The organism is Chloroflexota bacterium (genome assembly GCA_009840355.1).
In the GTDB taxonomy this organism is placed as follows: Bacteria; Chloroflexota; Dehalococcoidia; order Lucifugimonadales; family JADFKI01; genus Bin90.
Map to the genome: position 1 here is coordinate 142,297 of VXNZ01000023.1, position 24,726 is coordinate 167,022.

A 24,726-nucleotide genomic window follows, 5' to 3' on the forward strand; every position below is an offset into this window, starting at 1 on the left:
ATGTCAGTTGGCAGTATATCATGGGACAACCGGCAAGTAGGTCTTGAACTATCTGCCCACAGCCACCACCCAAACGTCCACGCCTCGCTTGGGGTTGCCGCGTGTTAGCACGTCGAACGCGGTGTCATTGACGAATATGAGGCTGTCGCCCTGTCTGATGCTGATCTGCAGGCCGTAGATCGCCCGAGAGTCGATGTCATCCGGTTCGTATGGCACTGAGAAGTCTATTGGAAAGCGCCCAGGATTTTCGATTGACTGAGAGGCGATCAGCGTCGAAGCGGCGTCCTGATAGGAAACATCACGCACTTGCACTGTCACTACTGCACCATCCGGTATTACGGGATCGCCGTCGTAAGTTATCGTGCCACTTACAGCGCTGCTCAGCAAACCACATCCCAACAGGCAGAGCATTGCCGCCACAACTAGGACAATGGCTATGACACCTCGCACGTCGCCACCCTCTCTATTTGGCGCTCTTGCCTGCCCCAGGCCATCCCCTCAATCTCAACTACTGCCTCAACTACCGCTCTACTTGTACGCCTGCCGCCTGCCTAAGTCGCTGTCAATCCGCCGTCCACGACAAGCTCTGCACCAGTGATGTAGGACGCCTCGTCGGAAGCCAAGAACAGCACCGCGTTGCCGACCTCTGATGTCAGCCCGACACGCCGCATCGGAACATGGTCCAGCAGAGGGCTTGGCGCGTCCGGGTTTCGCGCCGCACTTGATGAACGCATCGGCGGCATGACGCCCGGATGCACGGAGTTCACACGGATACCGTCTTGCGCGTACTGCACCGCCGCCGATTTGGTGACGATGCGCACCGCACCCTTAGACGCATTGTACCCCATGTGATTGCCTTGCTGCCCGACGATGCCGCTGATGGACGATATGTTCACGATAGAGCCGCCGCCCGCGTTCTTCATCTTGGGTATGGCGCACTTCATGCCCAGAAACACGCCCTTCGCGTTGATGTCCATGAAGGTGTCCCACGCCTCGGTGCTCATAGTGTCAGGATTGTGCGAGCCGCTGATGCCCGCGTTGTTCACCAGAATGTCCAGCTTGTCGAAGCGCGCGACCGTATCGGCGACGACTGTGTTCCAGTTGTCTTCGTCCGTAACATCCAACCGCATGAACACGGCATCGCCGCCTGACTCGGCAATCTCCGCCTCGACCTGCCGCCCTTCGTCTTCCATTACATCCGCGATGACGACTTTAGCGCCTTCGCGCGAGAGAATGCGGCACTCTTCGGCGCCCATCCCATTCGCGCCGCCCGTAATAATCGCAACCTTGCCCTCAAGCCGCATAGCGCACCTCAACTCACTTTACATCGATGGAGGGGATGGACAGGATAGTATCCCGTTAATCCTGTATATACATGTCAATTGCTTATGTCGCAGTCCAGCCGCCATCTACGACCAGTTCTGCGCCGGTGATGTACGACGCCTCGTCGGACGCCAAGAACAGCACGGCGTAGCCCACTTCTTCGCGCTCGCCGGTTCTGCCCATCGGTATGCCGGCGAGCATTTCGCTGCGGATGCCCGGCGTGTTCGCCGCTGATGTGAGCATAGGCGGCATTAAGCCCGGATGCACGGAGTTCACGCGGATGCCGTCTTGCGCGTATTGCACCGCCGCCGACTTGGTGACGATACGCACCGCGCCCTTGGATGCGTTGTAGCCCATGTGAACCTGCTTCTGCCCGACGATGCCGCTGATGGACGATATGTTCACTATGGAGCCGCCGCCCGCGTTCTTCATCGCGGGTATGGCGTGCTTCATGCCGAGGAACACGCCTTTGGCGTTGATGTTCATCAGCGCGTCCCAAGCGTCCACGCTCAAAGGATCGGGGCCGCTGCCTCTGCCAATGCCTGCGTTGTTCACCAGAATGTCGAGCTTGCCGTAGCGCGCCACAGAATCGGCGACGACCGCGTTCCAGTTGTCTTCGTCCGTAACATCGAGCCGCGCGAACACAGCATCACCGCCGGACTCGGCAATCTCCGCTTCGAGCTGCCGCCCTTCGTCTTCGAGTATGTCCGCGATGACGACTTTAGCGCCTTCACGCGCAAAAATGCGGCACTCTTCCGCGCCCATGCCGTTAGCGCCGCCCGTAATAATCGCAACCTTGCCTTCAAGCCTCATGAACGCACCTCAACTTACTTTACATCGATGGAAGGGATGGAGGAGATGGACAGGATAGTATCCCGCTAATCCTTTATATCCATGTCAGCTCCCGCTCGTCACCATGTCGGCTATGCGCTCGCCTATCATCATGGTTGTTACGTTTGTGTTGGCACGGATGCAGTCGGGCATTATGGATGCGTCCACTACGCGCAAGCCCGCTATGCCGTGCACTCGGCCGTTCTGTCCCACGACCGCCATCGGGTCGGACGCGGGGCCCATCTTGCAAGTGCCGGATATGTGCTGACCCGTCGTCGCCTCGCGCATCATGTACTGGTCCAGCGCGTCGTTCGATTCCAAGTCCGCATCCAGCGGTTCTATGCGCTCTTCGATGATGTCGTTGAAGTCCGGATGCTCTATCAGCTTCAGCGCCATGCGGATGCCCTCGCGCGAGCGCTGCCGGTCGAATTCTTCGGCGAAGTAGTTGTAGAACAGCGAAGGCTGCACATTGGCGTCCGCAGAGGCGAGTTTCAGCTCGCCCGAGCCTACGGCGAGGTCTAGGATGATGGACATTCGCACGCCGACCGGCACCATGCGATGCCCGCCTCTATCGACGCGCGCTGTGGCAAAGTTCGACATCGTGATTTTCATGTCGTTGCGCAGGTCGGAGCCGGTCGCGGTGTAGCGCAGCATCAGTTGGCTGCGCGGTGCGAGCGCCAGGCTTTCCAAGTCGATTTCGGGCTTGGTGCGCCATGTAACCCAGACGACGGGATGATCGCGCAGGTTCTGCCCAACGCCGGGCGCGTCGTGCACCACGGGGATGCCCATCTCGGTCAGATGCTCGGCGGGACCGATGCCGGACAACATTAGTATCTGTGGAGACGCGATCGCGCCGGTGCTCAGAACAATCTCGTCGCCGGTTACTACAAACCGCTCGCCGCCGCTTTCAACATCGACGCCTGTCGCGCGACCGTTCTCCACGATGATGCGATGCGTGGTGCAGTTCGGGCGAATCGTCAGGTTCAGCCGATGCCGAGACATGCCTAGATAGCCGATGTTCGTGCTCCAGCGAATGCCGTTCGGGTTGTTGTACGGCGTGGGGCCTATGCCTGTAACATCGGGGTTGTTCTGGTCCGGCCCGTCCGGGAAGCCCTCTGCCTTTGCCGCGTTGTAGAACGCAGTCTGCATGGGTGGCCAGGTCGTCGGATCCTTGAAGCGGTGCGCGATAATCGGGCCCTCCGTGCCGTGGAAGTCGTCGGAGAAGTCCATGTCCGTTTCGAGCTTGCGGAAGAATGGCAGAATCTTCTCATAAGACCACTGGTCGTTGCCGAGCGACGCCCAGGAGTCGTAGTCTTCGGGCATGCCGCGCAGGAACACTTGCCCGTTGATGGCGCTAGAGCCGCCGGTGACCTTGCCGCGCGGCACCATCATCTGGTCCGCGATGGGCGTGGGCTGCCCCCAGAACTGCCAATTGTGGTCGCTGGTCATCACATCGATGCCGGTTGCATAGCCGTTGCGCACTTCGTCGGGAAGCTGGTCTATCTCCGCGTAGTCGGGTCCTGCTTCCAGCAGCAGCACCGACTTGCTCGGGTCTTCCGATAGCCTGGTCGCCATAATCGAACCCGCCGACCCTGCGCCTATAACGATATAGTCGTACTGCATCGCATTTTCCTCCTATGCGTCGCGCCGCTTGCCGCCCGATTTGCTAGTAATTCGCCATCTGATTTGATGGCGAATATGAGCGGAGTACATGCGGGCGATAATATGTCAGGCGCAACACACTGTCAACCGCGTTTGCGCCCATGACGGGGCTACTTAACGGGGCTACTTAATAGGATGGACAGGATGGGTAGGATCGGAGGCAGGGGATTGAAAAATATGTTGTCAGCCACTCGTGTTTCAGGGATAATGCGGGCGTGGTATTATTAGGGTATAAAGCATATATTGCCACTAATGACAGTCTCGGAAGATGTGCAATCATTAATCGCGCGTTCAGCGCAATTGGGAGGATGCTTAATGTTGGCGAAGCACAAGCGATTCACGGCTCTTGCAATGCTCATCGGCGCTATCGCGCTGCTGGCTATGGCTTGCAGTCAGCCCGCTCCGGCGGCTCCGGCGGCGCCTGCGGGTCCGTCTGCTGACGAGATTCGTGCAATCATTCAAGAAGAAGTGGCGAATGTACCGGCTCCCGAGCCTATGATGATGCCTGAGCCGGCGCCCGCCGGACCGTCTGCAGAAGAGATTGCTATGATGGTGCAAGAGGCGGTCGAGGACGCTGTCCCCGAAGGCGCGGACGCTGCCGAAATCGGCGAAATGGTCGAGAGCGCGGTTATGATGGCGCAGGAAGACTCGCTGTCCGGCGACGACATCGAAGATTTGGTGTCGATGGCGGTGATGGATGCGGTTGAGTCGCAGCCCGAGCCGCTCAGCGCCAGTGAAGTCGAGGCTATCGTGGCGGCTGCCATATCCGCCATTCCTACGCCTGAACCTATGATGATGCCAGAACCCATGATGATGGGTCCGTCCGGCGATCCCATCAAGATTGGCACCCTGTTCTCCTACACCGGCGGTCTCGCGCCTTACGGACCCGCAATCCGCAACGGCTCCGACCTCGCAGCCGAGCTCATCAACGACGCAGGCGGCGTTCTTGGCAGGCCCGTAGAGCCTGTGCATCGCGACAGCGGCAGCTCGGCGCAGGTCGCGACTGACTCCGCTCGCGGTCTCATCACGACAGAAGGCGTGCAGGCTATCGTTGGTGCGCTATCCAGCGGCGTTACCATCCCTGTAGCGCAGTCCGTTACCATCCCCAACAACACCATACTAATGTCGCCGGCGAGCACATCGCCCGCCATCAGCGTGTTGGAAGACGGCGACTACGTGTTCCGCACCGCGCCGTCAGACGCGGCGCAGGGCGTCATTCTGGCGCGGCTGGCGCACGAACTTGGCTACGAATCTGCGGCGACTATTTACATCAACAACCCGTACGGCGAAGGTCTGTCGCGCGTGTTCACCGAGCACTTCGAGGCTGCGGGCGGCACGGTTACCGCGCAGGTACCGCACGAAGACGAACTGCCTACATACTTGTCCGAACTCGAGAACGCCACCGCAGACAGCCCCGATGTGCTGGTAGCCATGAGCTACCCAATAGCGGCTGAGGTGTATCTGCGCGAGGCAATCGAAGGCGGACTAATCGACACATTCCTGTTCGTGGACGGCACGAAAAACCAGGACATGTTCGACAACCTGGCTCAGGAAGGGCTGAACGGCATGTACGGCACCGCACCCGGCGGCGAGGAGAGCGATTCCAAGGCGCTGTACAACTACCTGTCGCAAGAACGCTTCGGCGAAGAGCCGGGCTTGTTCAGCGGCGAGGCGTTCGATGCGATGGCAATCATCGCGCTCGCGGTGGAGAAGGCAGGCACTTACGAGTCCGAAGCCGTGCGAGACGCGCTGCGTGAGGTCGCAGCGCCGCCCGGCATTATCGTCGGACCGGGCGAGTTCGCCTACGCCATCGAGCTGATACAGGCTGGCGAGGACATCAACTACGAAGGCGTCTCCGGTTCGCACGACTTCGACGCGAACGGCGATGTGTTCAACACCATCGAAATCTGGATGATCGAAGATGGCACGATAACCTCAACCGGCCGCTTCGAGACGCCATAATCTATAACATGTCAGGCAAATAAATAGCCTGTCAGACGGACTAGGCGCACACTGGCGCACATAATATGGGTACTGGGGGCTGTTCTTCCGAGAGCAGTCCCCAAGTGCTATACTGCGAAACAATCCCATCCTCCCCATCCTGTCCATCGATGTAAATTACATAGAAAGGAAGCAAACCATGACACTCACAGCCCTGCCCGAAAACCCAGCCGACCTGCGCCGTATGATGCGCGACGGCGACTTAGTCCAGCCCACGAGCGGCATGGCGCCCGGTCATGTGCAGGCGAATCTCGCCATCTTGCCGCGCGATCTCGCCTTCGACTTCCTGCTGTTCTGCCAGCGCAACCCGCGTCCCTGCCCACTGCTCGAAGTGGTGGAAGCGGGCGAAGTCGAGCCGCGCGAGTTTGCCCCCGGCGCGGACATCCGCACCGACCTGCCGCTCTACCGCGTCTATGAGCACGGCGAGCTGACCGCCGAAATCACCGATTTGCGCGAGTTCTGGCGCGACGACCTCGTGTCGTTCCTGCTCGGCTGCAGCTTCTCGTTCGAGACGGCGCTGATGCGAGTCGGCATGGAGATGCGCCACATGACCTGCGGCACGAATGTCCCGATGTTCATCACCAACATCGACGCGGCATCGGCGGGCGCGTTCAGCGGGCCGATGGTCGTGTCGATGCGCCCCATCCCGCAGGAGCAGGTCGTGCGCGCGGTGCAGGTAACGTCGCGCTTCCCCGCAGTGCATGGCGCGCCGGTGCATGTCGGCGAGCCGGCAGCTATCGGCATCGGCGACATCTACGCGCCCGACTTCGGCGAGCCGGTCGAGTTCAAAGACGGCGAGGTGCCTGTGTTCTGGGCATGCGGCGTAACCCCGCAAGCCGTCGCCATGAACGCCAAGCCGCCCCTGATGATTACGCACGCGCCGGGGCACATGTTCATCACTGATAAGATGGATGAGGATTTGGCGGTGATTTAGGCTTACATCTGAATTCACACTGGTGAACAGCAGAGCATATCAGGAAACAACAATGTCGAAATGGACAAAGAATGTCGGAACGCCTGAGCACCCCGTGTCGTACCTGCACGAATATGCCGTAGCGCTCATTTGGGATAGGCTCAGTGCAGGAGGATGCTTCCTGAAAACAACATCATCCAATGAGTACGAACACATAAGTGTTCCCGAAGGCGGGCGCATCGCCATTCCCGATGAGTTGACGCCGATTGCCGGAATGGTGCCGGACATAGCGGTTTATGATTCCGACCATCGCCCCGTCACCGTAGTCGAGGTGCAGGTAACCAGAGCTCCGAGTGAGAATAAGAGGGAGAGGCTGGAACGGTTAGGTGTGAAAATGATTGTTGTGCCAGTTCCTAACGAAGAGGCACTACTCACGATGTTTCGTCCAGTATCTGTGGAGGAACTTTTTCACGGCATTCAAATACCTCGTAGGTTCAGCGGGCATAGCAATCTCGTCAAAAAGCAACTTATGCCAGGCTACGCTGATTCGTCCGCGCTTGCGAGAGTCAAGATAGATGGAACGCTCACCAATATAAACGAAGCCAACAAAGCCGTGGAGAATTTGATCCTATCTATAAGACAGTGTGATCCTTCGTTGCGCCAAGAGTTACGCGCCGTGTTGGACGAACTCGACAGCATAGAATCGCAACACCCGATTCTATCCGGCAACCCAAAACTTCCGGTATTACAGCAAGACGACAAAGCTGATGAAGTGGAGTAAAACGCCATGACCATCGAAGACATCATCCTCGACAACGACCGCAGGGGCATCTCCCACCTGCGCCCTTATGTGCCGGCGGACTTCTGCGACCGCGCCGCGCAGTTTGTGCTGGATAACCCCGGCACTGCTTTCATCGTAACCGGCTTCTACATCCTCGACGCCGGGCTAATCGAGACCGACGGGCCGCCCGGCGCAATCGCCATCGGCAACGCGCTCGAGCAGCTCGGCTACAATGTCGCCTATGTTACCGACTCATACGGCACGGCGGTGATGGAAGGCACGAAGAGCAACGCGGCGAGTGTCATCGACTTCCCCATCGCGGGCGACGCGGAGAGCGAGGCGTTCGCGCAGCAACTCATATCCGAGCACGACCCGTCCGTCATCATCGCCATAGAACGCTGCGGCTTCACGCACGACCGCAAGTATCGCAACATGCGCGGGCGCGACATCTCGCAGTACACCGCGCGCGCTGACTACTTGTTCCGCCATCACGAGCGCACGGTGGGCATCGGCGACGGCGGCAACGAGATAGGCATGGGCAATGTCGCCAATGAGGTAACGACCGTCGAATCGCTGGTGAAAGAGCCGTGCGTAACGGAGGTGTCCGAGCTAGTGCTGGCGAGCGTGTCCAACTGGGGCGGCTACGGCTTGGCGGCGTCGCTTTCCAAGCTAAGCGGCAAGAACCTGCTGCCGACAGTCGAAGAAGACATGGCGACAATCCGCCGGACCGCCGACATCGGTGCGGTGGACGGAATGAGCGGCATACAAGAGTATAAGGCGGACGGCTTCACGCTAGAAGAAAACGCCGAGACCCTGCGCGCGCTACACGCTCTGCTCTGACGCAGAAGGATGGACTTGCAATTCCGTATGACGCGCCAGCGTTTCAAAGTCTGCGTCGCTGTGCAGAATCGGCAAGCCTGCGCGTATAGCTACGGCGCCAATGAGACAGTCAATCAACTTACGGACGGTCTCGCCTTGCCTTCGGCAGCGACGATACAGGACGGCGGCGGCATCATAATCCGTAGACTGTGTTGGTATAGTTTTCGCGCGCGCCAACAGCCGCCGTAGGCTCGTCAGGTGTGACTCGTCTCGCGCACCTGCCAACACCTCCATCCTTACAGCGTCGCATATTGCGATTTCGTTTGCCAGCAGTTCATCGACAAGATCGCATACAGGGGAACCCGCATCCCTAAGAAACTCCACCCAGGCTGAAGTGTCGATGAAAATCATAGCGAACGACTGGAGCGCATGGCGTCGAGGTCGCCGTCCCAACCACTTCCTCGAAGTGAGCGAGCATCCTGTACCGATAGGGTTTCGGCTGCAAGCGTTCGCAGCGCGAAGTTTATCGCCTCGCGTTTGGTGGCGAGGTGATAACGCCGCATTACTTCGGCGCACGCCTGATCGTCAATGTCCACATTTGTGCGAGTCATACACCTAACATACACTAAGTAGCCAAGAGGGGCAATTTCTATACATCCACTCTGTCCTGTACATCGATGTCAGTTCTTACTCTAGCGCGTACAGCGTTCCGTCTTCGGACGTGAAATACAGCATATCGTTCGCGGCTACGGGCGTTGAGCCAATGGGCGCGCCGGTTTTGTAGCGCCATAGTTCTTCGCCGGTGTCGGCGCTTATGGCGTACAGCGTGCCGAACCGGTCGCCGATGAACAGCCCTTCGCCTACCAGCGTCATCGCGGACAGGAAGTAGCCGTCCGCCTCGAATGTCCACAGCACATCGCCTGTCTCCCTGTCAAGCGCATACACCTCCCCCTCCGCCGCCGCGACATACAGCCTATCCTCCGTAACGATTGGCGAAGCTACCATGCTGCCCGGCACGAACGCCGCCCACGCCAAGCCTTTCAGCGGCGGCAGTTCGCGCAGCGCACCCCACGCCCAGAGCTGCGTCCGGAACCAGCGCACATTCTTCTCGAACGGCACCTCGCGCTTGTGCCAATCTATCGCCGTAACAAGCCCTATCTGGTCTGCCGTGTACACCCAATCGCCGCTCAGCGCAGGCGAGCCGCGCGCGAACTTGGTGTGGTAGTCTAGCCGCTTTCTGCCAGTGTGCTTGTCCACGATGTGCAGGTAGCTATCTTGCGACAGCACCGCAACGATGTCGTCGTTTATCGCCGGGTCGGACGCGATGTGCCCGTTCGTCTGGTATTCCCAGCGCACCTGCCCGGTCTGCGCGTCCAGCGTGTACAGTTTGCCGTCGCCGCTGCCGATGTACAAGATGCCCTCCAGCACCACCGGCGAGGTGGCGAATATGCCGCCCGTGGGGAACTCCCACTGCCGCGCGCCGGTGTCCTTGTGCAGCGACAGTACGCGGCCGTCGCGCAGCCCGATGAACACACTGTCGCCCGCCACCGCCGGCGACGAATCGACAGGTCCGGTTACGGGATGCTCCCATAGCAGCGCGCCCGTGTCGGCGTCCAGCGCGATCACGCGGCCGTCGCCGGAGCCGAGATACAGCCGACCGTCCACGACCGCCGGGGACGAGAACATCGGCATGTCGGTGTCGAACCGCCACTTCAGCGCGCCTTGCGGCGTTGTGGAGACATCTGCGGCGGCAGAGTGAAGCGGGTCTCGCAGGAACATCGGCCAGTCGTCCGCGCCGGCGATCGCGCTGATGCCGGATGACGGCGGAGGCAGAGGACGCTCGAATGCGCCGTAGTAGTTCGCAATGCCGGCGCACAGGGCAACGAACAGCGCGGCGGCAACACTCCAACGCGCCCATCGCAGCATCCGACGGCGGCGCATCCATTGCAGAACGGACGCCTCCGCCTCATCGCGGCTGACGGCGCTGCTGCCCGACAGGCGACGCCAACACCTATCGCAAAACTCGCTATCCGGCGAGTTCAAGTGCCTGCAAGTAGGGCAAAGAATAACCGCCTGCAAGGAAGACCTGCTTTCGAGTTGGAGAATGCGCTAATTCAATCGTCCCTTCCCCTTGATTGGGGAAGACTAGTATGGGAGTGAGTCAGGATATTACGGCCCATTTCGATGAATAAGTGATAAGTAAGGCTTAAGCGTAGTGGTCGGATATTTCGATTACGTTCACCGTATTGACAAGCGTATCCACTTCGTTACGACAGCAGTCTATCGGATTGTTGTCCTGGAAGCCGTCCCTGCGGCACTCTTCGTAGACATTGAAAATCAGCCGCCACTGGTTCACAAGCACGGCGGAGCGCAATCCACTGAAGTCATGCCGCAATCGCTCCGAGCGAGCGGCAGCATAGGGATCGGTGGATAGCATATCCAGCACCAGCCTGAACCGTCGTTGCAAACGCGGGTGTCTGCGCCGCCAAAATCGCGGGTTGTCGATGTCAGCTTGCAGTGAATCGATTATCCTGATGGCGTAGGATTGGCGTGTGCTGTTCAAATTGCCGGAACCGCCTGAAACCGTGCGCCAAACGCCAATGCCATGGCGAAGCTGTCCAGCAGTCCTCTGTCTATTTCTATTATTGCAGTTGCCTCTTCTTCGTCCACGACGGCGGTCAAATCCAAGTGCAGTGGCAGTTCGTCTAATTGCTCTGTCTCGTGCCAACCGATGGGCGTGATGTTCATCGCGCGGCTGTAATCCACCAGCGTCTGCGTGGAATTGCGAGAGAATCTATCGACAATCGCATCCATTGTCTCCACAATCTCACAGTTGTAGGGGGCACCTCCGAGTGCGTCGTAGATGGACTGTCCCCACTTCACACCCGTCTCAGTCAGCGAGAATACCCGCCCCTCTCGGTGCATGAGATCGGCCTGCTCGAAGTCCGCTTCGGCTTCGTACAAGTCTTTCGTGAAGGGTCCCCACCTATATGTGAAGAAGATATAGTTCAACGCCTTGATTCTCTGTTTGAATAGTTCGTGGCAAAACAGGAATGTGAGCTTCTGCATTTTCAAACGGTCGCCAAGCACACCGTCATTGCGAGACCCTACGCGATACAAAAATCCAAGGAGCACAGCCTTGTCCGTCAAGGCTTCCTCTACAATCCTATACTGCCGCATCGGTGAACTCCCTTACCGCATATCGCCTGAATGTAAGTGACACCGCAGGCTCTGACGTAACTTTCCGTCTCACAACCTGCCGTCTCGCAACTGCTGCGCACCGCCATTGTAGAGCATACGTCAGCACTTGAGAATGTCAAAGCCCATTCGCCCGCTGATTGACGGCGCAGGCCTGAAAATTTGTGGTCATTATTTGGGTTCGCCTGCCATTCTTGTGAATCGCAATCCCTCAAGCCTGCCGGTGTCAAGTGTAGAATTTGACACCGGCAGGCTCATACATACAGAAACACCTATACACCCGCTCCCCGTTGCCATTACCATATAATGCATGTCTAAACACACATACACATCGCCGCTACCACTATCCGCTGCGCGCGCCGTTGTGCTGCATGCGCAGCAGCTTGATGCGCCGTTGGCGGATGGCGCGCCGGATGCCGATGCGATTTACGATACGGTCGAGCGCGTGGGATGGGTGCAGCTCGATACGCTGCAGATGGTGCGCCGCAGCCAGTATGTCGCGCTGTGGAGCAGGCTCGGCGCGTACGATACCGCAGAATTCGACAGGCTGATTTTCGGCGAGGGCACGATAAACTCCGACACGGACGGCGGCGACAACGGCAATGAGCGCCGCTTGTTCGAGTATTGGATGCACGCGGCCTGCGTGATTCCACTGACGCTGTACCGCTTCGCCATCCCTACGATGCGCCGGCACGCCAATCCGCTAGGCAAGCGGCGGCGCGAGTGGCTGGAAGACCCGGCTAATATCGAGACGCTGGACGCCGTGATGCAGCATGTGCGAGAGCATGGGCTGGCGCGGTCCGCCGATTTCGAGCGCACGGACGGCAGACGCGGCACATGGTGGGATTGGAAGCCCGCGAAAGTCGCGCTGGAGCATCTGTACAACACCGGCGAACTCACCATCGCCAATCGTGTCAACTTCCAGCGCATCTACGGCATCACGGAAACCGTATTGCCGTGCTGGGTGGACACCACGCCGCCAAGCGAGGAAGAGGCGTACCTGACGCTGCTTGACAAGTCCGCGCGGGCGCTCGGCGTCTGCTCGCCGATGCAGATTCCGGACTACTTTCACATGAAGCGCACGCCCGCCAAGCCGCTTGTGCAGCGCATGTTAGACGAGGGCACGCTGGTCGGCGTGGATGTGCATATGCCCGATGGCACGGTCGCCGCACAGGTCGTACATCGCGCGAATCTGTCTCTGCTAGAGCGCGCCGCAGACGGCGAAATGTCACCGCAGCGCACGACATTCCTGTCGCCGTTCGACAGTCTATTCTGGGCGAAGGGACGCGATGTGCAATTCTGGGGATTCCGCCAAATCCTCGAGGCGTACAAGCCTGCACCAATCCGCGAGTGGGGCTATTTCTGCCTGCCGATACTGCGCAACGGCGAGCTTATCGGCCGCTTCGACCCGAAGCTAGAGCGCAAGGACGCTACGCTGCGCCTCAAGCACATCTACCTCGAGCCGGGCATCAAGCCCGACGACGCCATAGTAGCCGACATCGCCGTCGCAATGCGCAGCTTCCTATCATTCCACGCCGCCACAGACCTAGTCATCGAACAAAGCACACCGCGCGGATTGCGGCGCAAGGTGCTGGCGGCGATGCGGTAGGCGCGTGTTTCGGCGGACGGGACAGCCTGCGCCATCATAGCCTGCGCCATCATAATGATGTATAGCAATGATGCATAGCGGACGAACCATTTCAAGAAGCGTATCCAAGCGACGCAAGGAGATTCTATCCGACCATCGAGCAGCGCTTACGGGCACGCGAATTCAAGCGACGGCTGCTACCGTCAATACTGGGACGCGATGTACTAAACGGCTGGCGCATCATCTACGACCAACCCGCCAATCGCCTCGAATGCGCATACACACCATGCCATGCATGCGCACCACATAGAGCCACCGTCGTGGGAGTGCACATTCGCCCTGTGCTATAATCTACATACATCGGGCTACATACATCAGGCGCGCAGCCGCCTGTACCCTCTCCTCCGTGGGGAAGTGTCGGAATTGGCAGACGAGCATGACTTAGGATCATGTGCCGCAAGGCGTGGGAGTTCGAGTCTCCCCTTCCCCACCAGAACGTACTGAACTGCGAACTCCGCCATTTAGGGCCAACTCGGCGGAGTCCGCTCCCACCATAGGACTATCATCAGGGGTGGGTATGGTGTAGACGATTGCTGCCCTGCCGGGTCTGACCGCGACCTCCTTGACGAAGGAGTGGACGAAGGCTTTGGTCTCGGTCAGCTCGCTGGTCTTGAGGAACTCGCTCATCTCCTCTGCGAAGGTGGCGATGACATCGGCGCTGTCGAGCATCACCCGACGCTCGGCAAGCAGCGCCCTCGCCTTCTCAGCGGCGCTCTCCAGCTTCTCCCTGCGCTCCCGGTGTTCCTTGATGCGGTCAGAGGCGTCAGCAATCTCTATGTCCGTCGTCTCTATAACGTGCCAGATGCGACCCAGCCTCCGCTTCACGTCCTCAAGCTCCTCCTCGATGCCCTCCAGCCTCTCACGCTGCTCTCGCGCCACCCCATCCATCTCCTCGTCAAGCAGTTTCACCAGCCCACGGATGTTGGATTCGGTGAGGATGTTGGCGCGAAGCTCGTCAATGATGACCTTCTCGATCTTCCTTGCGTTGAGCCTGGGCGTCTCACAGACGGCCTTGCCGCGCTTGAGCAAGGATTGGCAGACATAGTAGGTGTACTTGCCGCTCTTGGCCTCAGATGCGGTCATCGCCTTACCGCAGGTCTCGCACTTGAGAATACCGCTGAGCAGGTAGGGGCTGGATGCACGGCGGGGGTTCACCTTCCTAGGTGCGCGGGAACCGAGCATCTTCTTTATCCTGTGGAACTCCCGCTTGGATATGATGGCGGGGTGAGCGTCTTCTACCCGCACGGGCGGCGCGCCGTCCTTGGCGTTGATTCCCCAGACCACAGCTCCGGCGTACGCTTCGTTTTGGAGCATGGAATAGATTGTGGTCTTGACCCACTTCTTGCCGTTGACCGTGGGTATGCCCTCGGCATTGAGGGTTCTGGCGATGTCCAGGGTGCTCTTTCCCTGTAGCGCCATGTCGAAGATGCGTCGCGCCATGGCGTCATAGGGCGGATTCAATTCCAGCTTGGGGCGCTTCTTGACCCCATCCTGGACGTGGACTCTCTTGTATCCGTAGGGGGCATAGGTCGTCATCCAGAATCCCCTGGATGACGCCTCCCGCAACCCTCTTGTAACCTCCTGCGCGAGATTCTCGCTGTAGAATTCATCGACAGACTCGATGATGGCCTCAAGGAGCTTTCCGGTGGGGGTGTCGTCCGCCTGCTCGGTGATGGATACGACGCGGACGCCTCTGCGCCTCAGCATGGACTTGAAGGCGACGGCGTGCTCCCTCTTGCGGGTGAAGCGGGAGAATTTCCAGACGAGAATCTCTTTGAACGGTGCCTCTGGCTTGCCGGCCTCGTCCAGCATCTTTCGAAACTAAGGCCTGTCCGCTATGCGTCCGCTCTCGGCCTCGTCCACGTACTCGCGTGCGACCAGGTAGCCGTTCTTCTCGGCGTACTCCCTGAGCGCTCGAAGCTGCGCGGACACCGACAGGTCAACGTCCTGCCTGTCGCTGGACACCCTTGCATACAGGGCCACTGGGGTGAGGTCGGTCATATCGTTCATACGAATCTCCTCTCTGTTCACTCCTGTTCCTGTCCCTTCTGCCGGGACCTGAGCCTTTCCATTCTTTCCCGTATTCGCCACTCGCGTTCCTCCATGTAGAGGCGGATGGCCTCGCGGAGAAGCTCGCTTACGGTGCGGTCTTCCTCCTTGACCACCTCCCTCAGCTCCTGCGCCATTTCCGGTGAGAGCGAGAAGGTGATGGTGGCGGTGTTCCTGCGCTTGGTGGGCATGATCTCTCTTTTTGCCTGTTGTAGTAGTACGCTGTCTTACTCTTGATATTACCACACCATGCCCTCGACTACCAGGGTGCCGAAGCCGCAAGCCCACGTATCGAATTGCCGAATCCGGGTGTGGGCCTCTGCGGGTCGAGCGCGGCTCTGTGCCGATAGGGGACGGCTACGACCGCCACCTTCGCAAGCCTGCCTTTCCATATCACCGGCCTCGCAATGGCGGCAAGCGCGCCGTCCTCGTCATACTCGGCCCTGCCTGAGCCGGCCACGCGGTCGGCCAGGGAGCCGGACGTAGGTCGCCTTCCCCTAAGCGGAACGCCGCCTCGCGACCCGCGCAGCAACTCAGAGTGGGGTGTTCCGAAGCCCCGCGTCCGGCGCACGACCGTCGCCCGCAGCTCGGGCGGCTCAGTCCATCCCTCGGGGTCCGGTCCGTCGTCGCGGTGTCTCTCGTACAGGACCGTCATCAGCGGGAACTCGCTCACCACTTCTGCAAGTCTCAGCGTCACCGATGCGTATGAGCAGCGGTACGCCCGTTGTAGGGCCAGCACGTCCAGCCCCGACGCCTCCGCCATGAGGGAGAACGTTCCGGGCTGCATCAGCACCGCCGCGGCGAAGCGGTCCGCCTGCCTACACACCCTCCTCCTCAACGGCGTGCCCGTTACCTGCTCGCACAGCGTCTCGCAGATGATCTCATAGGTCTCGTGGAGTATCGTGTGCTCCTTAGCACCGTCCCACATGTCCTGGCAGTAGTAGATCTCGTAGCCCCCACCCCGCGTGCCGAAGTGGACGCCCTTCATCGAGTCCAGGTGCGCACCGGACACGGCGCCGAAACCGGCCTCCTGAAGCAGCGCCTTCAGCACGGGCATGGTTGGCCTGCCCGGTACTCCGAAGTGGCTCACGAACCGGGCGGCCACGCCCTCCGGGTCGATTGCGCCGCGGCCGTGGTCATCGTCCAGCAACTCGCGGCAGAAGTCATCTCTGGTTGCACTCATTCCAGCAGCCTCTTTCCGGTGAATCGTTCATACATCTCCACTATGAACCGCTTGGAGTTCGTGGACAGCGGCCCGTCGGGCCTGGTGCCCACGCGGAAGTCGGGGTCCGCCAGCACGTACTGGAAGGCACGCTCGACGTCCAGGGTCTCCCTGCTGTTTGGGGCCGGCTGGCCCGTGTGCCCTGCGCGCTTCAGCAGCTCTTCGCCGTCCACGTCGTATGCTTTGGCCAGCTTGAGTACGAGGTTGCGCCCCGGCATCCTCTGTCCACGCTCGATCTGCGACAGGTACGAGCCTGAGACGCCGCAGAGCCGGTTCGCGTCCCGCAGGCTAAGCTCTCCCCTCAGCCGCTTGAGCAGAGTTCCGAAATCCTCGTTGCCTCCCATATCCCCATGCTCGGCGACATCCCTATCGTCATGCTCGACCATGATGCTCTCCCCCTGCCGTCATACCTGCGCGCAGTTCCGCGCACGGCTCGTCTGTTACAACACAGCTACATTGCCGCCATATTATTGTTACATCAAAGCAAGCAATATGTCAATAAAAGGCGAATACGGGCTTCAGAGCATTGTCGATAGCTGGGTACTGTTGATACGATAGTGATTACAGAACACATTATCTAACACTGTGTTGAGTATACAACACCGGCGCGCCGAAGGCTATCCCCTCACAGTGCGCCAGACACCATTAGAGGGACAGGATCGCGTGAGTAAGAAGCGGAAGCGAAAGCTGACAGCCAGGCAGGAGCGGCAGCGCATCGACGGGCTAAGGATACTCGCCCGGATCATCGCTCGCCACTACCTGGACAATCCCCACCTCTACCACAAAGACGAGGCAGGGGACGGCTCCCAGGCGGCCCAGAGGGAGGGCGCGGCGTGAAACGCAGACAGCCTTCATCGCGGGTGAAGCTCAGGCCCGACAGGGTGTGGGAGCTTCTGAACCGTCTCAACATGACGCAGAACGAACTGGCCTGTCTCGCCGGCATCTCGTCGGGCTACCTCTCTCAGCTGATGAGCGGCACGCGCTGCCCGTCGGCTGAGGTTCGCAGGAAACTCATGGAGGTCCTCCGCATCACGAGCTTCGATGACCTGTTCATACTGGAGGTCGTATCGTGAGGCGCACCTCGCTTCCTCCAGCCCACCTGATGTTCGCCGCGACCTTTCTGCCGGAGGACTTCCCCCGGCGCCTGGAGTGGTTCAAGGAGGTCAGCGGACTGACGTGGGACGGTCTGGCCGGTTGTCTTGCCGTGGACTCACGCCAGCTTCAGCGCTGGCGCAACGGCACGAAGCCGAGCTCGGACGGACTGTGCGCGCTTATCAAGCTGGCAGCCCATATCCCCGGCGGACTCTACATCCTGCTGGATATTTACGAGGTCCTGCCGCCGGTCGGGACGCTTCAGCAGCCCCTGGCGGCGGGATTCGGCCCGGGCCACCGGGGGGGCTAGTACGTGGGAACGCAGCGCATGGTCCACCGTCCTTTCGAGTTCGAGTTCCCGCCGGACTTTGCCGACCGGTTGACACGCTTCAAGGAGGCGAGCGGTCTGAGTTGGAGGGCGATTGCGCGTATGCTCGGCGTCAGCCCGTCACGGCTCAGGCAATGGCGCAACAAGGGCGTTCTTCCCAGCCTCGACCACCTGTTCCTCCTGCTGCTCATCGCCGAGCGCATGGGGCTTCGCGAGATCCTGATGTGGCACGAACGGGACCTGCCCAGTGGTTTCGACCCGAAGGAGATGAGGTAGCGAGGCGGGTGACCGTCATGGGCCTCAATGGAGACACATAGTCTTAGGTCTCCTCATTAAGAGAGACAGGCCGCAGGAATACCTGATGGCGAGATTGCAGGAAACCGCAGTCTAAGGACACCATAGGGTTCCCGGCAGTAATCCGCGCGAGCCCCACGTCGCAGTGAACGCGGTTCTGGATGCACTGCCAGACGCCCTAGGTGACCCACTCTGGTATCCATCATGGTGTTATCTCCGCGCGATACCCCGTCAAGTTGAAGAGGCTTAGCCATAGACAGGTGGCCTCGATTAGACTATCGGCGTTAATTCCAACCATTCCTGCTCCCCTGCCGGAGAGTTCGGCCTGATGAATTTCCTTGCCAAAATGCTCCTCGTTTGTACTTCCCTCTCCCCAGTACTCTGGGTTATGGGAGTGCAGCAATATGAGCAGGGTGTGTATTGGCTATGTTGGGTTCCATGGATTCTTGTTGGTGTGCTGTTGGTCGTCATCTGCGGTACGTTGCTGAAGTACATGTCTAGAAAGGCTACACCAGTTTTACATTGGGGAATTTGAACGCCGCGACCAAGAGTTGCTGACGTATCTGTTCATTTATCTCTTGCCATTTCTCAGATCAGTGAGTCCGACATTTTCTAGCGGTTGGCTTACCAGCGGTCTCGTTCTAGCTATCATCATCATAGCCATCGCGCAGACCGGAGCCTTTCACTTTAACCCGATAATGCGCCTGTTCTTGGGATACCGTTTCTACTCCGTACGGAGCAGTCTTGGAGTGTCCTATCTTCTGATCAGCAAGAGAAACCTGCGCCGACCTGGGCAGGAGATTCAAACAGTTAGCCTATCTCAAGGCGTCCGTCTGCACATAGGAGACACGAATGCTTGAAAACTTCCACCTAAGCGCTATCGTCAAACGGAGGCGAGAGGAGCCGTGCTTGATGCACATCCCTCTCAGAATGGACTTACAGAATGAACTCGCCGAAGGCTGGACTGGGCAGTTAGATGGTTTCCTCAATGGAATCGAGGTCGTCGAGTTCGACCCGGGGTACAATCCTGAAAGACATGAGCGGTTTCGTATATCGGGCTACGAACTCCCAGTTTGGTTGCAAGGAGAAACTAGCCTGACCGTTACGCAACTAGAGCGGGTGGACAACAACTTGGCGTCAGTCAACTCCATCAAGGGAACCGTAGGATTGGCCCGCGACGATCAAGGCGATGATCTCTTGCTGTTCCAGAACTTCACCCCTTCAAAAGTGATCCGTCCCGGTGGGCTTCACCTGTTTCTCGACGGGAGCGATTACGTTAGCAACAAGCAACCAGGATTGACACTTGACTCTAGCTTGCAGGCTGTTTATCGAGATTCTACAGGCGAGCTTATGTTCCGAAATTTTCGTACAGTTAATACTTTCCTGCCACTGGCCGATTTCTACGAAGAGGCATCTGAACAGGCAATCCTAGAAATAATGGATCATGACAGCCTCGCAGTTGAAAGACCAGAGGCCCTGGCAACCAAGGCTGACCAGTGGTTCCGCAAGCGATTCGCCCTGCTCAGAGATTCCGATGTGCTCAGCCAGTTCTCACCCCAATATCTCAAATTGCTCTCCCAAGGACATGAGGCTGCGATAGAGTTAGACCAGAGCGGGAAGATCATATTCCCCTCCGAAAAAGTGGAGGCGAAGAGGTTGCTACAGTTCCTAGTTGAGGAGCGATTCCTGGGTCCAATTACTCAGACACTCTATGAGACAAATTCAAAACGCCCTGCGACATAGACCCTTTGGTTCATGAGATTGACCGTTCATCAAACTAGCCACCCTCACTCTGGGTCATGTCCCCACCTGAGAATCAGACTCGTTGCCCATTCGTTGCCACTTCAGCCTTGAGAGAATCTGTTGTGGTTCGACCTTAGGGGTGAGGTTCCTACTTTTCGGGCAAAGCCGGAATCAGGTCGTTTTCATGTAATCCCCCGCTGCGATAACCCGGGTTCAGCGTGGGTTATCCACATAGCATTTTGAGGAAAAGCACCGTCAACCGAGTTTTGCACTTCCTTCCAAGCCTGAGTTGTATGGCTTTTGATACTTGGCGCTGGTAAGATGAGGCTTGGTGGCGCTCGCCCAAAATTCTCAGGCTTTACAAGAGTGAGGCTGTATGAATCCGACGCTGGCGCGGGCAGAATCCATACCCAAGATACACTAACGGAGGGCACCATCTTGCAGATTCGGCGAGCCTCAATGATATGCTCATGAACGAAACATTTGCCACGACTTACTTGGACCGGGAGTCTATCCCCCAGAGCAGCTTGGACATCGCCAATCGGGTGCGCACCAACATGCTTCCGTGGGCTGGTCAATTCTCACCGCAATTGGTTGAGGAGTTGCTGTTAGCCTATGGCCAGCAGACGGGGATCGTCATGGATCCTTTCGTCGGAAGCGGCACTTCGCTTGTTGAATCAGCGCGGCTAGGGAAGTCGGCGTGGGGAAGCGACATTAATCCAGCAGCCGCTATCCTCGCGCGAGTCTATGCCTTAGTCAGTGTCAGCCTGAAAAATAGGGAATCGGCGCTAAACTCACTGGGTAGTCGTCTCAACGAGGCATTCGGGCCAGGCAATGGTCCATTGTTCGTGGAACCGGATTCAGCGGAAATGAGTCGACCAGAGCAGGAGTCTGCTCTCACAAAGCTATGGGACGAATCCAGTCCAGGAGTTTCCCGTATTTTGGCGGCGGCACTCATTGTACTATGCGACTTCCATCAGAGGGACTTGAGCCCGGATAAGATCTTTAGGATTTGGCTTCGCCTAGCAGAAACGGCGCGGTCGCTACCCGTGTCAAGTGGATCAGTTGTTGTATATCAGGCGGATGCAAGGGCATTACCTGCCGAAACGAATTCGGTCGATATGGTACTGACGTCGCCACCTTACATAAATGTTCACAATTACCACCAAAAATACCGTCGATCCGTGGAGGCTCTCGGCTGGAATGTATTGAGCCTTGCCCCTTCAGAAATTGGATCGAACCGTCAGAACCGAGGAAACCGATTCCTTACCGTTATTCAGTACGCGCTAGACATGGTTCTGGCGATTCGTGAAATGGCGCGAGTTACGAAGCCAGAATCCCGCTTGATCCTCGTGCTTGGGCGAGAATCCACAGTGCGCGGCGTGCCCTTCTTCAACGGGGAGCTAGTTGCCGAACTGGCTGTCCGAGGCGTCGGGCTGGAAAACGACCGACGTCAGGAGCGCAAGTTCGTCAATCGCTACGGCAATAGGATCCGAGAAGACATCCTGCATTTCCGCACGTCCTCGGAAATACCAGACGAAGGAATCTGTTTGGCCGCCGCCCGCGATATTGCGAGTAAGACACTTTCGGTAACCCGTCAATTGACCGAGACCGATGCACGGGACGGTATTGACGACGCTTTGGAGCGAATTGATCTCGTGTCACCCTCTCCGTTTCCGACGGATGAGATCCTTTCTCAGGTGTCGTCATGACTAAGCCCCTCCCTACACCACACGCAGATAAGCTCCAAGCTCTGTTGGGGAACCGAAACCTGCCGGATGCTGACAAGCCTCGCGTCGGTGAAGCCGTCGATAGATACAATCACTGGATAGAAGAGATCAAGCAAGTCAAGGGTGAGGGTGACGGGTTAGTAGAGCCCTTGGTAGACTCTCTCAATCGCTACCGTAAATGGCTTGATCTAGACCTAATATTCGACAGCTCAGAAAACTTCCTGCACCGTCAACGGGGTCAACTGAAGCTCGACAACTCGGTTCTTGAAGAATTCTTGCCTTGGCTGGTAAAGCGGAGATTCGCTGACCAGACCGCTGATACCGGCCTGAGTTTGGGGCCGACGAATGCCTTCTCCCAGTTGAGTTTCGACTCCGACCCGTTGAACCGGACAAATGGGGGCGGGATGACTATCCGCTCCAAGGACCATGATTTCGCTGTGGCACTCCCATTGTTCCTCAAGGCCTCACATAGCGAAGACTTCAGGGACTCTCGGCAGGCGAGGACGAATTTGGCGTACTTTGCCGTTGAAATCAAGACTAATCTTGACAAGACAATGTTCCAGGAAGCGAGTGCGACTGCCTACGACCTCAAGCTCGCGTTGCCTAGTTCAAAGTACTTTCTCCTGTGCGAGTGGCTGGACATGACTCCTATTAGTACCGCCGTGACTGCCATCGAGGAAGTCGTCGTTTTACGCAAGGCCAAACGCTTGTCTGCGAATATCCGGGGCAACTTTGCGTCGGCAAGAGGCAGAGCGGAGAACAGAGTTACATTCGAGCGACACTTAGACGATCATCCCTTCGCACTAGATGCCTTCAGACGCTTCTTGTGGCATCTCGATCAACTCTTGAGCAGTGGAAGCGGTGATGAACAGCAAGCTCTCGAGCGGGGTTGGTTCTGATTCCTTTCTAAGTGTATCGCTTGGCGATTAAGTGGAAACCGGTACAAGTCGAGCCGATCACGTTTCTTGCTAGCTCTCATCGCCTGACGATGCCCTATGGCCCTCCGGCGCCATTTGCTGCTGTGGATCGTTGGGTGGGACCCGCTTGTTGAACTTGACGAAGACGAGCATGGTGGGGTGTGTATGGCGCCGGCCTATCATGGGACGTTCTCCTGGACGGTTGAACTGGTGAGTCCACTGTATCGCGCCAACATGGGAAACGAGGCCTTAAGCCGCTTTCTCGGCAGCCTGTTAGGTATGTGCGGATTATGCCGGTGCGATGGGCCTGACGGGTAGGCGTCACAGCCCGCGTGCTAAAATGACTTGATGAGCTGTTCTGGGTCAAGCGAAGGGCAAACTTAAGCTCATGCTTGGCTTTGGTCAAGATAGGTATTACAGGAATTACTCTTGTAAAGGTGGAAGTCATGAGTCTACTAGATGAGATTCGTTCCGACCTGGTAAACGAATCAGCGGACATTTCAAATACACTCAGAAAGGCAAAGATACTCGCAAGTGCCATGGGGCTACCGGAATTTCGTGAGTGGGTGGATAGCGAGCTTAGCGGATACACGGACATGGATAAGGTTCCAAGCTACAGGAGGGTTCGCCCGACCAATCTGGGGACGTTCTCTGGCCCTTTTCAAGGTGGGGTGAAGAACATGGTGCTTCCTACCTACAATTTGCCAGACGAAATTAGGGAGTTCGCGGAGAACCTCATCTTCTTTGATGGTGTGGGTGCGCTGGAGGCTCAAGGAACAAGCACGCATCAACGGAAGTGGCCACAGGAGATGGTGATGCTCGCCCAGGATAGCATACAGATGACAGGAGGTATGGTTCTTGTAGATGCACACCAACCGGTCCCTGCTTACGTCATCTCCGGGGTTCTTGACCAAGTCAAGAATAGGCTCCTAGATTTTGTACTGGGACTTCAGGAAAGCAATGTGACTTCTGAGGACCTGGATAATCGCTCCGTTGAGCGTGAAGTCGCTCGGAATCTCTTCAACATAAACATCTACGGTGACCGAAATATCGTAGCGAGCGGCGAACAGGTGAATCAGCGAGTCGAGACTGTGCAAGAGGGTGACATTGACTCCCTAGTAAGTGTGCTCCGCGAGTTCAACATCAACGATAAAGACCTCAGTGAACTAAAGAGCGCTATTTCCGCAGACCCTAGTGCCCCCGGAAGTAATTATGGTCCGAAGGTGCGAGAGTGGCTGGGAGGAATGATTTCGAAGGCGGCGTCGAGCACTTGGAACGTCGGGCTACAAACCGCCTCCAAAGTGTTGACGGAAGCCCTCAACGGCTATTACGGTCTCTGAGATCGAGCGGGTTTGCCTAACTCCTTATTGATGACTTACTTTGGCGGATAACCCATTATCCGTCGTCCCATCACCTTCTCACCACACCCTGGGGATCCCGTCTCGACGCCCTTCGGTTGAAGGTCTTGTCGAGGATGCCGAAGGCGTGTGCGATGCCCTGTCGCCCCACTCTGGGGGAGGGCTCCTCCTCCTGCTTTAGCAGCGCGTGGGCGATCAGGCCTGCCATCTGAAGGAGTTGGTCTGACGCCGAGTCTCTGAAGGACGGGCCGCCGATTACGCTCTCTATGGGGATGTTCTTCGTCTTCTCTCCGTCCTCCCAGACGTCGTACCGGCTTGGCACGTGGTTGCGTCCCCTGAGCCTTCGGTGGAGCTGGGCTATCATCCGCTCGCGTCCCTCGTCGAAAATGAGGAAGGCGTGGCGGTCGGCGGAAGTGACGGAGGTGTTGATGCGGTTGAGCAGCCTGTCGAGGCAGACGCGCTCGTGGCCCCTCACGTCCGGCTTGTGCAGGCAGACGTTTATCACCTCGACGACGCCTATGGTGCGCGCTGCGTCCTCGATGCGGCGCAGCCCCTCGGTGAAGACTTCGGCTCCGTGTACAGGTGCGAGCCTCACGTCGTTCCCGTCCATGCGGGCCAGCTTGCCGCGTCCTGCCAGCAGATCGCAGGCGTGCAGCTCGCGCTCGATGGGTATGCCGTAACGGTCTCTCAGCCCCTCCCGCCATTCCCGGATGTCGTGTGCGAGATCGTTCCAGCGCTCGGCGTGCACGCCCAGGGATGAGCGGAAGTGGTAGCGTGATCCCTCCGACTCGTCGATCTAGTACAGCCTTATGGCTTC

The 24,726-nt window shown here is 58.3% G+C and carries 27 protein-coding genes, 1 tRNA gene and 1 pseudogene; 13 read left to right on the plus strand and 16 right to left on the minus strand.

Features of this window, described 5'->3' with window-relative positions; translation table 11 throughout:
- Positions 1–48 precede the first annotated feature (48 nt).
- The 4 genes from F4X57_06305 to mftG all read right to left on the minus strand — a co-directional run bounded on the left by F4X57_06305 (position 49) and on the right by mftG (position 3,777).
- Positions 49–450 carry a hypothetical protein gene (locus F4X57_06305; protein ID MYC06767.1) on the minus strand — a complete coding sequence of 134 codons (402 nt, stop codon included), beginning with the start codon at positions 448–450 and terminating at the stop codon, positions 49–51.
- Positions 451–551: 101 nt separating this feature from the next.
- Positions 552–1,304 carry a glucose 1-dehydrogenase gene (locus F4X57_06310; GenBank protein ID MYC06768.1) on the minus strand — a complete coding sequence of 251 codons (753 nt, stop codon included), beginning with the start codon at positions 1,302–1,304 and terminating at the stop codon, positions 552–554.
- Positions 1,305–1,386: 82 nt separating this feature from the next.
- Positions 1,387–2,136: a glucose 1-dehydrogenase gene (locus F4X57_06315; GenBank protein MYC06769.1), complete on the minus strand. Its 750-nt coding sequence runs from the start codon at positions 2,134–2,136 to the stop codon at positions 1,387–1,389.
- An 84-nt stretch (positions 2,137–2,220) separates the two neighbouring features.
- Positions 2,221–3,777, minus strand: coding sequence for a mycofactocin system GMC family oxidoreductase MftG (gene mftG, locus F4X57_06320; protein MYC06770.1), 1,557 nt, complete (start codon positions 3,775–3,777; stop codon positions 2,221–2,223).
- Between the two features lie 291 nt (positions 3,778–4,068).
- Between mftG and F4X57_06325 the strand changes: the two genes are divergently transcribed.
- From F4X57_06325 to F4X57_06340, 4 genes are all read left to right on the plus strand, one after another.
- Entirely contained in the window at positions 4,069–5,778 is a 1,710-nt protein-coding gene (locus F4X57_06325; GenBank protein MYC06771.1) for an ABC transporter substrate-binding protein, read from the plus strand.
- A 178-nt stretch (positions 5,779–5,956) separates the two neighbouring features.
- Entirely contained in the window at positions 5,957–6,751 is a 795-nt protein-coding gene (locus F4X57_06330) for a putative hydro-lyase (GenBank protein MYC06772.1), read from the plus strand.
- A 52-nt stretch (positions 6,752–6,803) separates the two neighbouring features.
- Positions 6,804–7,511: a hypothetical protein gene (locus tag F4X57_06335; GenBank protein MYC06773.1), complete on the plus strand. Its 708-nt coding sequence runs from the start codon at positions 6,804–6,806 to the stop codon at positions 7,509–7,511.
- Between the two features lie 6 nt (positions 7,512–7,517).
- Positions 7,518–8,351, plus strand: a complete 834-nt coding sequence (locus tag F4X57_06340) for a DUF4392 domain-containing protein (protein ID MYC06774.1) — start codon at positions 7,518–7,520, stop codon at positions 8,349–8,351.
- Here F4X57_06340 and F4X57_06345 read toward each other — a convergent pair.
- The 5 genes from F4X57_06345 to F4X57_06365 form a co-directional block, all read right to left on the minus strand.
- Positions 8,334–8,741, minus strand: a complete 408-nt coding sequence (locus F4X57_06345) for a PIN domain nuclease (protein ID MYC06775.1) — start codon at positions 8,739–8,741, stop codon at positions 8,334–8,336. The genes F4X57_06340 and F4X57_06345 overlap by 18 nt on opposite strands.
- The gene (locus F4X57_06350; GenBank protein ID MYC06776.1) at positions 8,738–8,941 is read right to left on the minus strand and encodes a type II toxin-antitoxin system VapB family antitoxin; all 204 of its coding nucleotides are present in this window, start codon (positions 8,939–8,941) and stop codon (positions 8,738–8,740) included. Before F4X57_06350 ends, F4X57_06345 begins: the two co-directional genes overlap by 4 nt.
- A gap of 76 nt (positions 8,942–9,017) precedes the next feature.
- The gene (locus tag F4X57_06355) at positions 9,018–10,373 is read right to left on the minus strand and encodes a PQQ-binding-like beta-propeller repeat protein (GenBank protein ID MYC06777.1); all 1,356 of its coding nucleotides are present in this window, start codon (positions 10,371–10,373) and stop codon (positions 9,018–9,020) included.
- Positions 10,374–10,536: 163 nt separating this feature from the next.
- The gene (locus F4X57_06360; GenBank protein ID MYC06778.1) at positions 10,537–10,893 is read right to left on the minus strand and encodes a hypothetical protein; all 357 of its coding nucleotides are present in this window, start codon (positions 10,891–10,893) and stop codon (positions 10,537–10,539) included.
- Positions 10,890–11,510 carry a hypothetical protein gene (locus F4X57_06365; GenBank protein ID MYC06779.1) on the minus strand — a complete coding sequence of 207 codons (621 nt, stop codon included), beginning with the start codon at positions 11,508–11,510 and terminating at the stop codon, positions 10,890–10,892. Before F4X57_06365 ends, F4X57_06360 begins: the two co-directional genes overlap by 4 nt.
- Positions 11,511–11,838: 328 nt before the next feature.
- Between F4X57_06365 and F4X57_06370 the strand changes: the two genes are divergently transcribed.
- Positions 11,839–13,137 (plus strand): winged helix-turn-helix domain-containing protein, encoded by a 1,299-nt coding sequence (locus tag F4X57_06370; protein MYC06780.1) that lies wholly within the window; start codon positions 11,839–11,841, stop codon positions 13,135–13,137.
- Positions 13,138–13,524: 387 nt separating this feature from the next.
- Positions 13,525–13,609 (plus strand) — tRNA-Leu (locus F4X57_06375).
- Here the strand turns inward: F4X57_06375 and F4X57_06380 are convergent.
- The 6 genes and pseudogenes from F4X57_06380 to F4X57_06405 all read right to left on the minus strand — a co-directional run bounded on the left by F4X57_06380 (position 13,564) and on the right by F4X57_06405 (position 16,791).
- Positions 13,564–14,358: a hypothetical protein gene (locus tag F4X57_06380; GenBank protein ID MYC06781.1), complete on the minus strand. Its 795-nt coding sequence runs from the start codon at positions 14,356–14,358 to the stop codon at positions 13,564–13,566. The genes F4X57_06375 and F4X57_06380 overlap by 46 nt on opposite strands.
- 360 nt (positions 14,359–14,718) lie before the next feature.
- Positions 14,719–14,988: pseudogene (locus F4X57_06385) on the minus strand (recombinase family protein).
- Positions 14,989–14,997: 9 nt separating this feature from the next.
- Positions 14,998–15,186 carry a recombinase family protein gene (locus tag F4X57_06390; GenBank protein MYC06782.1) on the minus strand — a complete coding sequence of 63 codons (189 nt, stop codon included), beginning with the start codon at positions 15,184–15,186 and terminating at the stop codon, positions 14,998–15,000.
- A 17-nt stretch (positions 15,187–15,203) separates the two neighbouring features.
- Positions 15,204–15,416 (minus strand): ribbon-helix-helix protein, CopG family, encoded by a 213-nt coding sequence (locus F4X57_06395; GenBank protein MYC06783.1) that lies wholly within the window; start codon positions 15,414–15,416, stop codon positions 15,204–15,206.
- A gap of 68 nt (positions 15,417–15,484) precedes the next feature.
- Positions 15,485–16,408 (minus strand): ImmA/IrrE family metallo-endopeptidase, encoded by a 924-nt coding sequence (locus tag F4X57_06400; GenBank protein MYC06784.1) that lies wholly within the window; start codon positions 16,406–16,408, stop codon positions 15,485–15,487.
- Positions 16,405–16,791 carry a helix-turn-helix domain-containing protein gene (locus F4X57_06405; GenBank protein MYC06785.1) on the minus strand — a complete coding sequence of 129 codons (387 nt, stop codon included), beginning with the start codon at positions 16,789–16,791 and terminating at the stop codon, positions 16,405–16,407. The genes F4X57_06400 and F4X57_06405 overlap by 4 nt, the downstream gene beginning before the upstream one ends.
- Before the next feature lie 489 nt (positions 16,792–17,280).
- Between F4X57_06405 and F4X57_06410 the strand changes: the two genes are divergently transcribed.
- The 7 genes from F4X57_06410 to F4X57_06440 all read left to right on the plus strand — a co-directional run bounded on the left by F4X57_06410 (position 17,281) and on the right by F4X57_06440 (position 23,891).
- Positions 17,281–17,520 carry a helix-turn-helix transcriptional regulator gene (locus tag F4X57_06410; protein MYC06786.1) on the plus strand — a complete coding sequence of 80 codons (240 nt, stop codon included), beginning with the start codon at positions 17,281–17,283 and terminating at the stop codon, positions 17,518–17,520.
- The gene (locus F4X57_06415) at positions 17,517–17,849 is read left to right on the plus strand and encodes a hypothetical protein (GenBank protein ID MYC06787.1); all 333 of its coding nucleotides are present in this window, start codon (positions 17,517–17,519) and stop codon (positions 17,847–17,849) included. The genes F4X57_06410 and F4X57_06415 overlap by 4 nt, the downstream gene beginning before the upstream one ends.
- 18 nt (positions 17,850–17,867) lie before the next feature.
- Positions 17,868–18,143 carry a helix-turn-helix transcriptional regulator gene (locus F4X57_06420; GenBank protein MYC06788.1) on the plus strand — a complete coding sequence of 92 codons (276 nt, stop codon included), beginning with the start codon at positions 17,868–17,870 and terminating at the stop codon, positions 18,141–18,143.
- Between the two features lie 870 nt (positions 18,144–19,013).
- Positions 19,014–19,904 (plus strand): hypothetical protein, encoded by an 891-nt coding sequence (locus F4X57_06425; protein ID MYC06789.1) that lies wholly within the window; start codon positions 19,014–19,016, stop codon positions 19,902–19,904.
- Positions 19,905–20,368: 464 nt separating this feature from the next.
- On the plus strand, positions 20,369–21,616 hold the full coding sequence (locus F4X57_06430) for a site-specific DNA-methyltransferase (GenBank protein MYC06790.1): 1,248 nt from the start codon (positions 20,369–20,371) through the stop codon (positions 21,614–21,616).
- Positions 21,613–22,533, plus strand: a complete 921-nt coding sequence (locus tag F4X57_06435; GenBank protein ID MYC06791.1) for a Bpu10I family restriction endonuclease — start codon at positions 21,613–21,615, stop codon at positions 22,531–22,533. The genes F4X57_06430 and F4X57_06435 overlap by 4 nt, the downstream gene beginning before the upstream one ends.
- Positions 22,534–22,997: 464 nt before the next feature.
- Positions 22,998–23,891 carry a hypothetical protein gene (locus tag F4X57_06440; protein ID MYC06792.1) on the plus strand — a complete coding sequence of 298 codons (894 nt, stop codon included), beginning with the start codon at positions 22,998–23,000 and terminating at the stop codon, positions 23,889–23,891.
- Positions 23,892–23,961: 70 nt separating this feature from the next.
- Here F4X57_06440 and F4X57_06445 read toward each other — a convergent pair whose 3' ends face one another.
- On the minus strand, positions 23,962–24,705 hold the full coding sequence (locus F4X57_06445; protein ID MYC06793.1) for a DUF3800 domain-containing protein: 744 nt from the start codon (positions 24,703–24,705) through the stop codon (positions 23,962–23,964).
- Between the last annotated feature and the right edge of the window lie 21 nt (positions 24,706–24,726).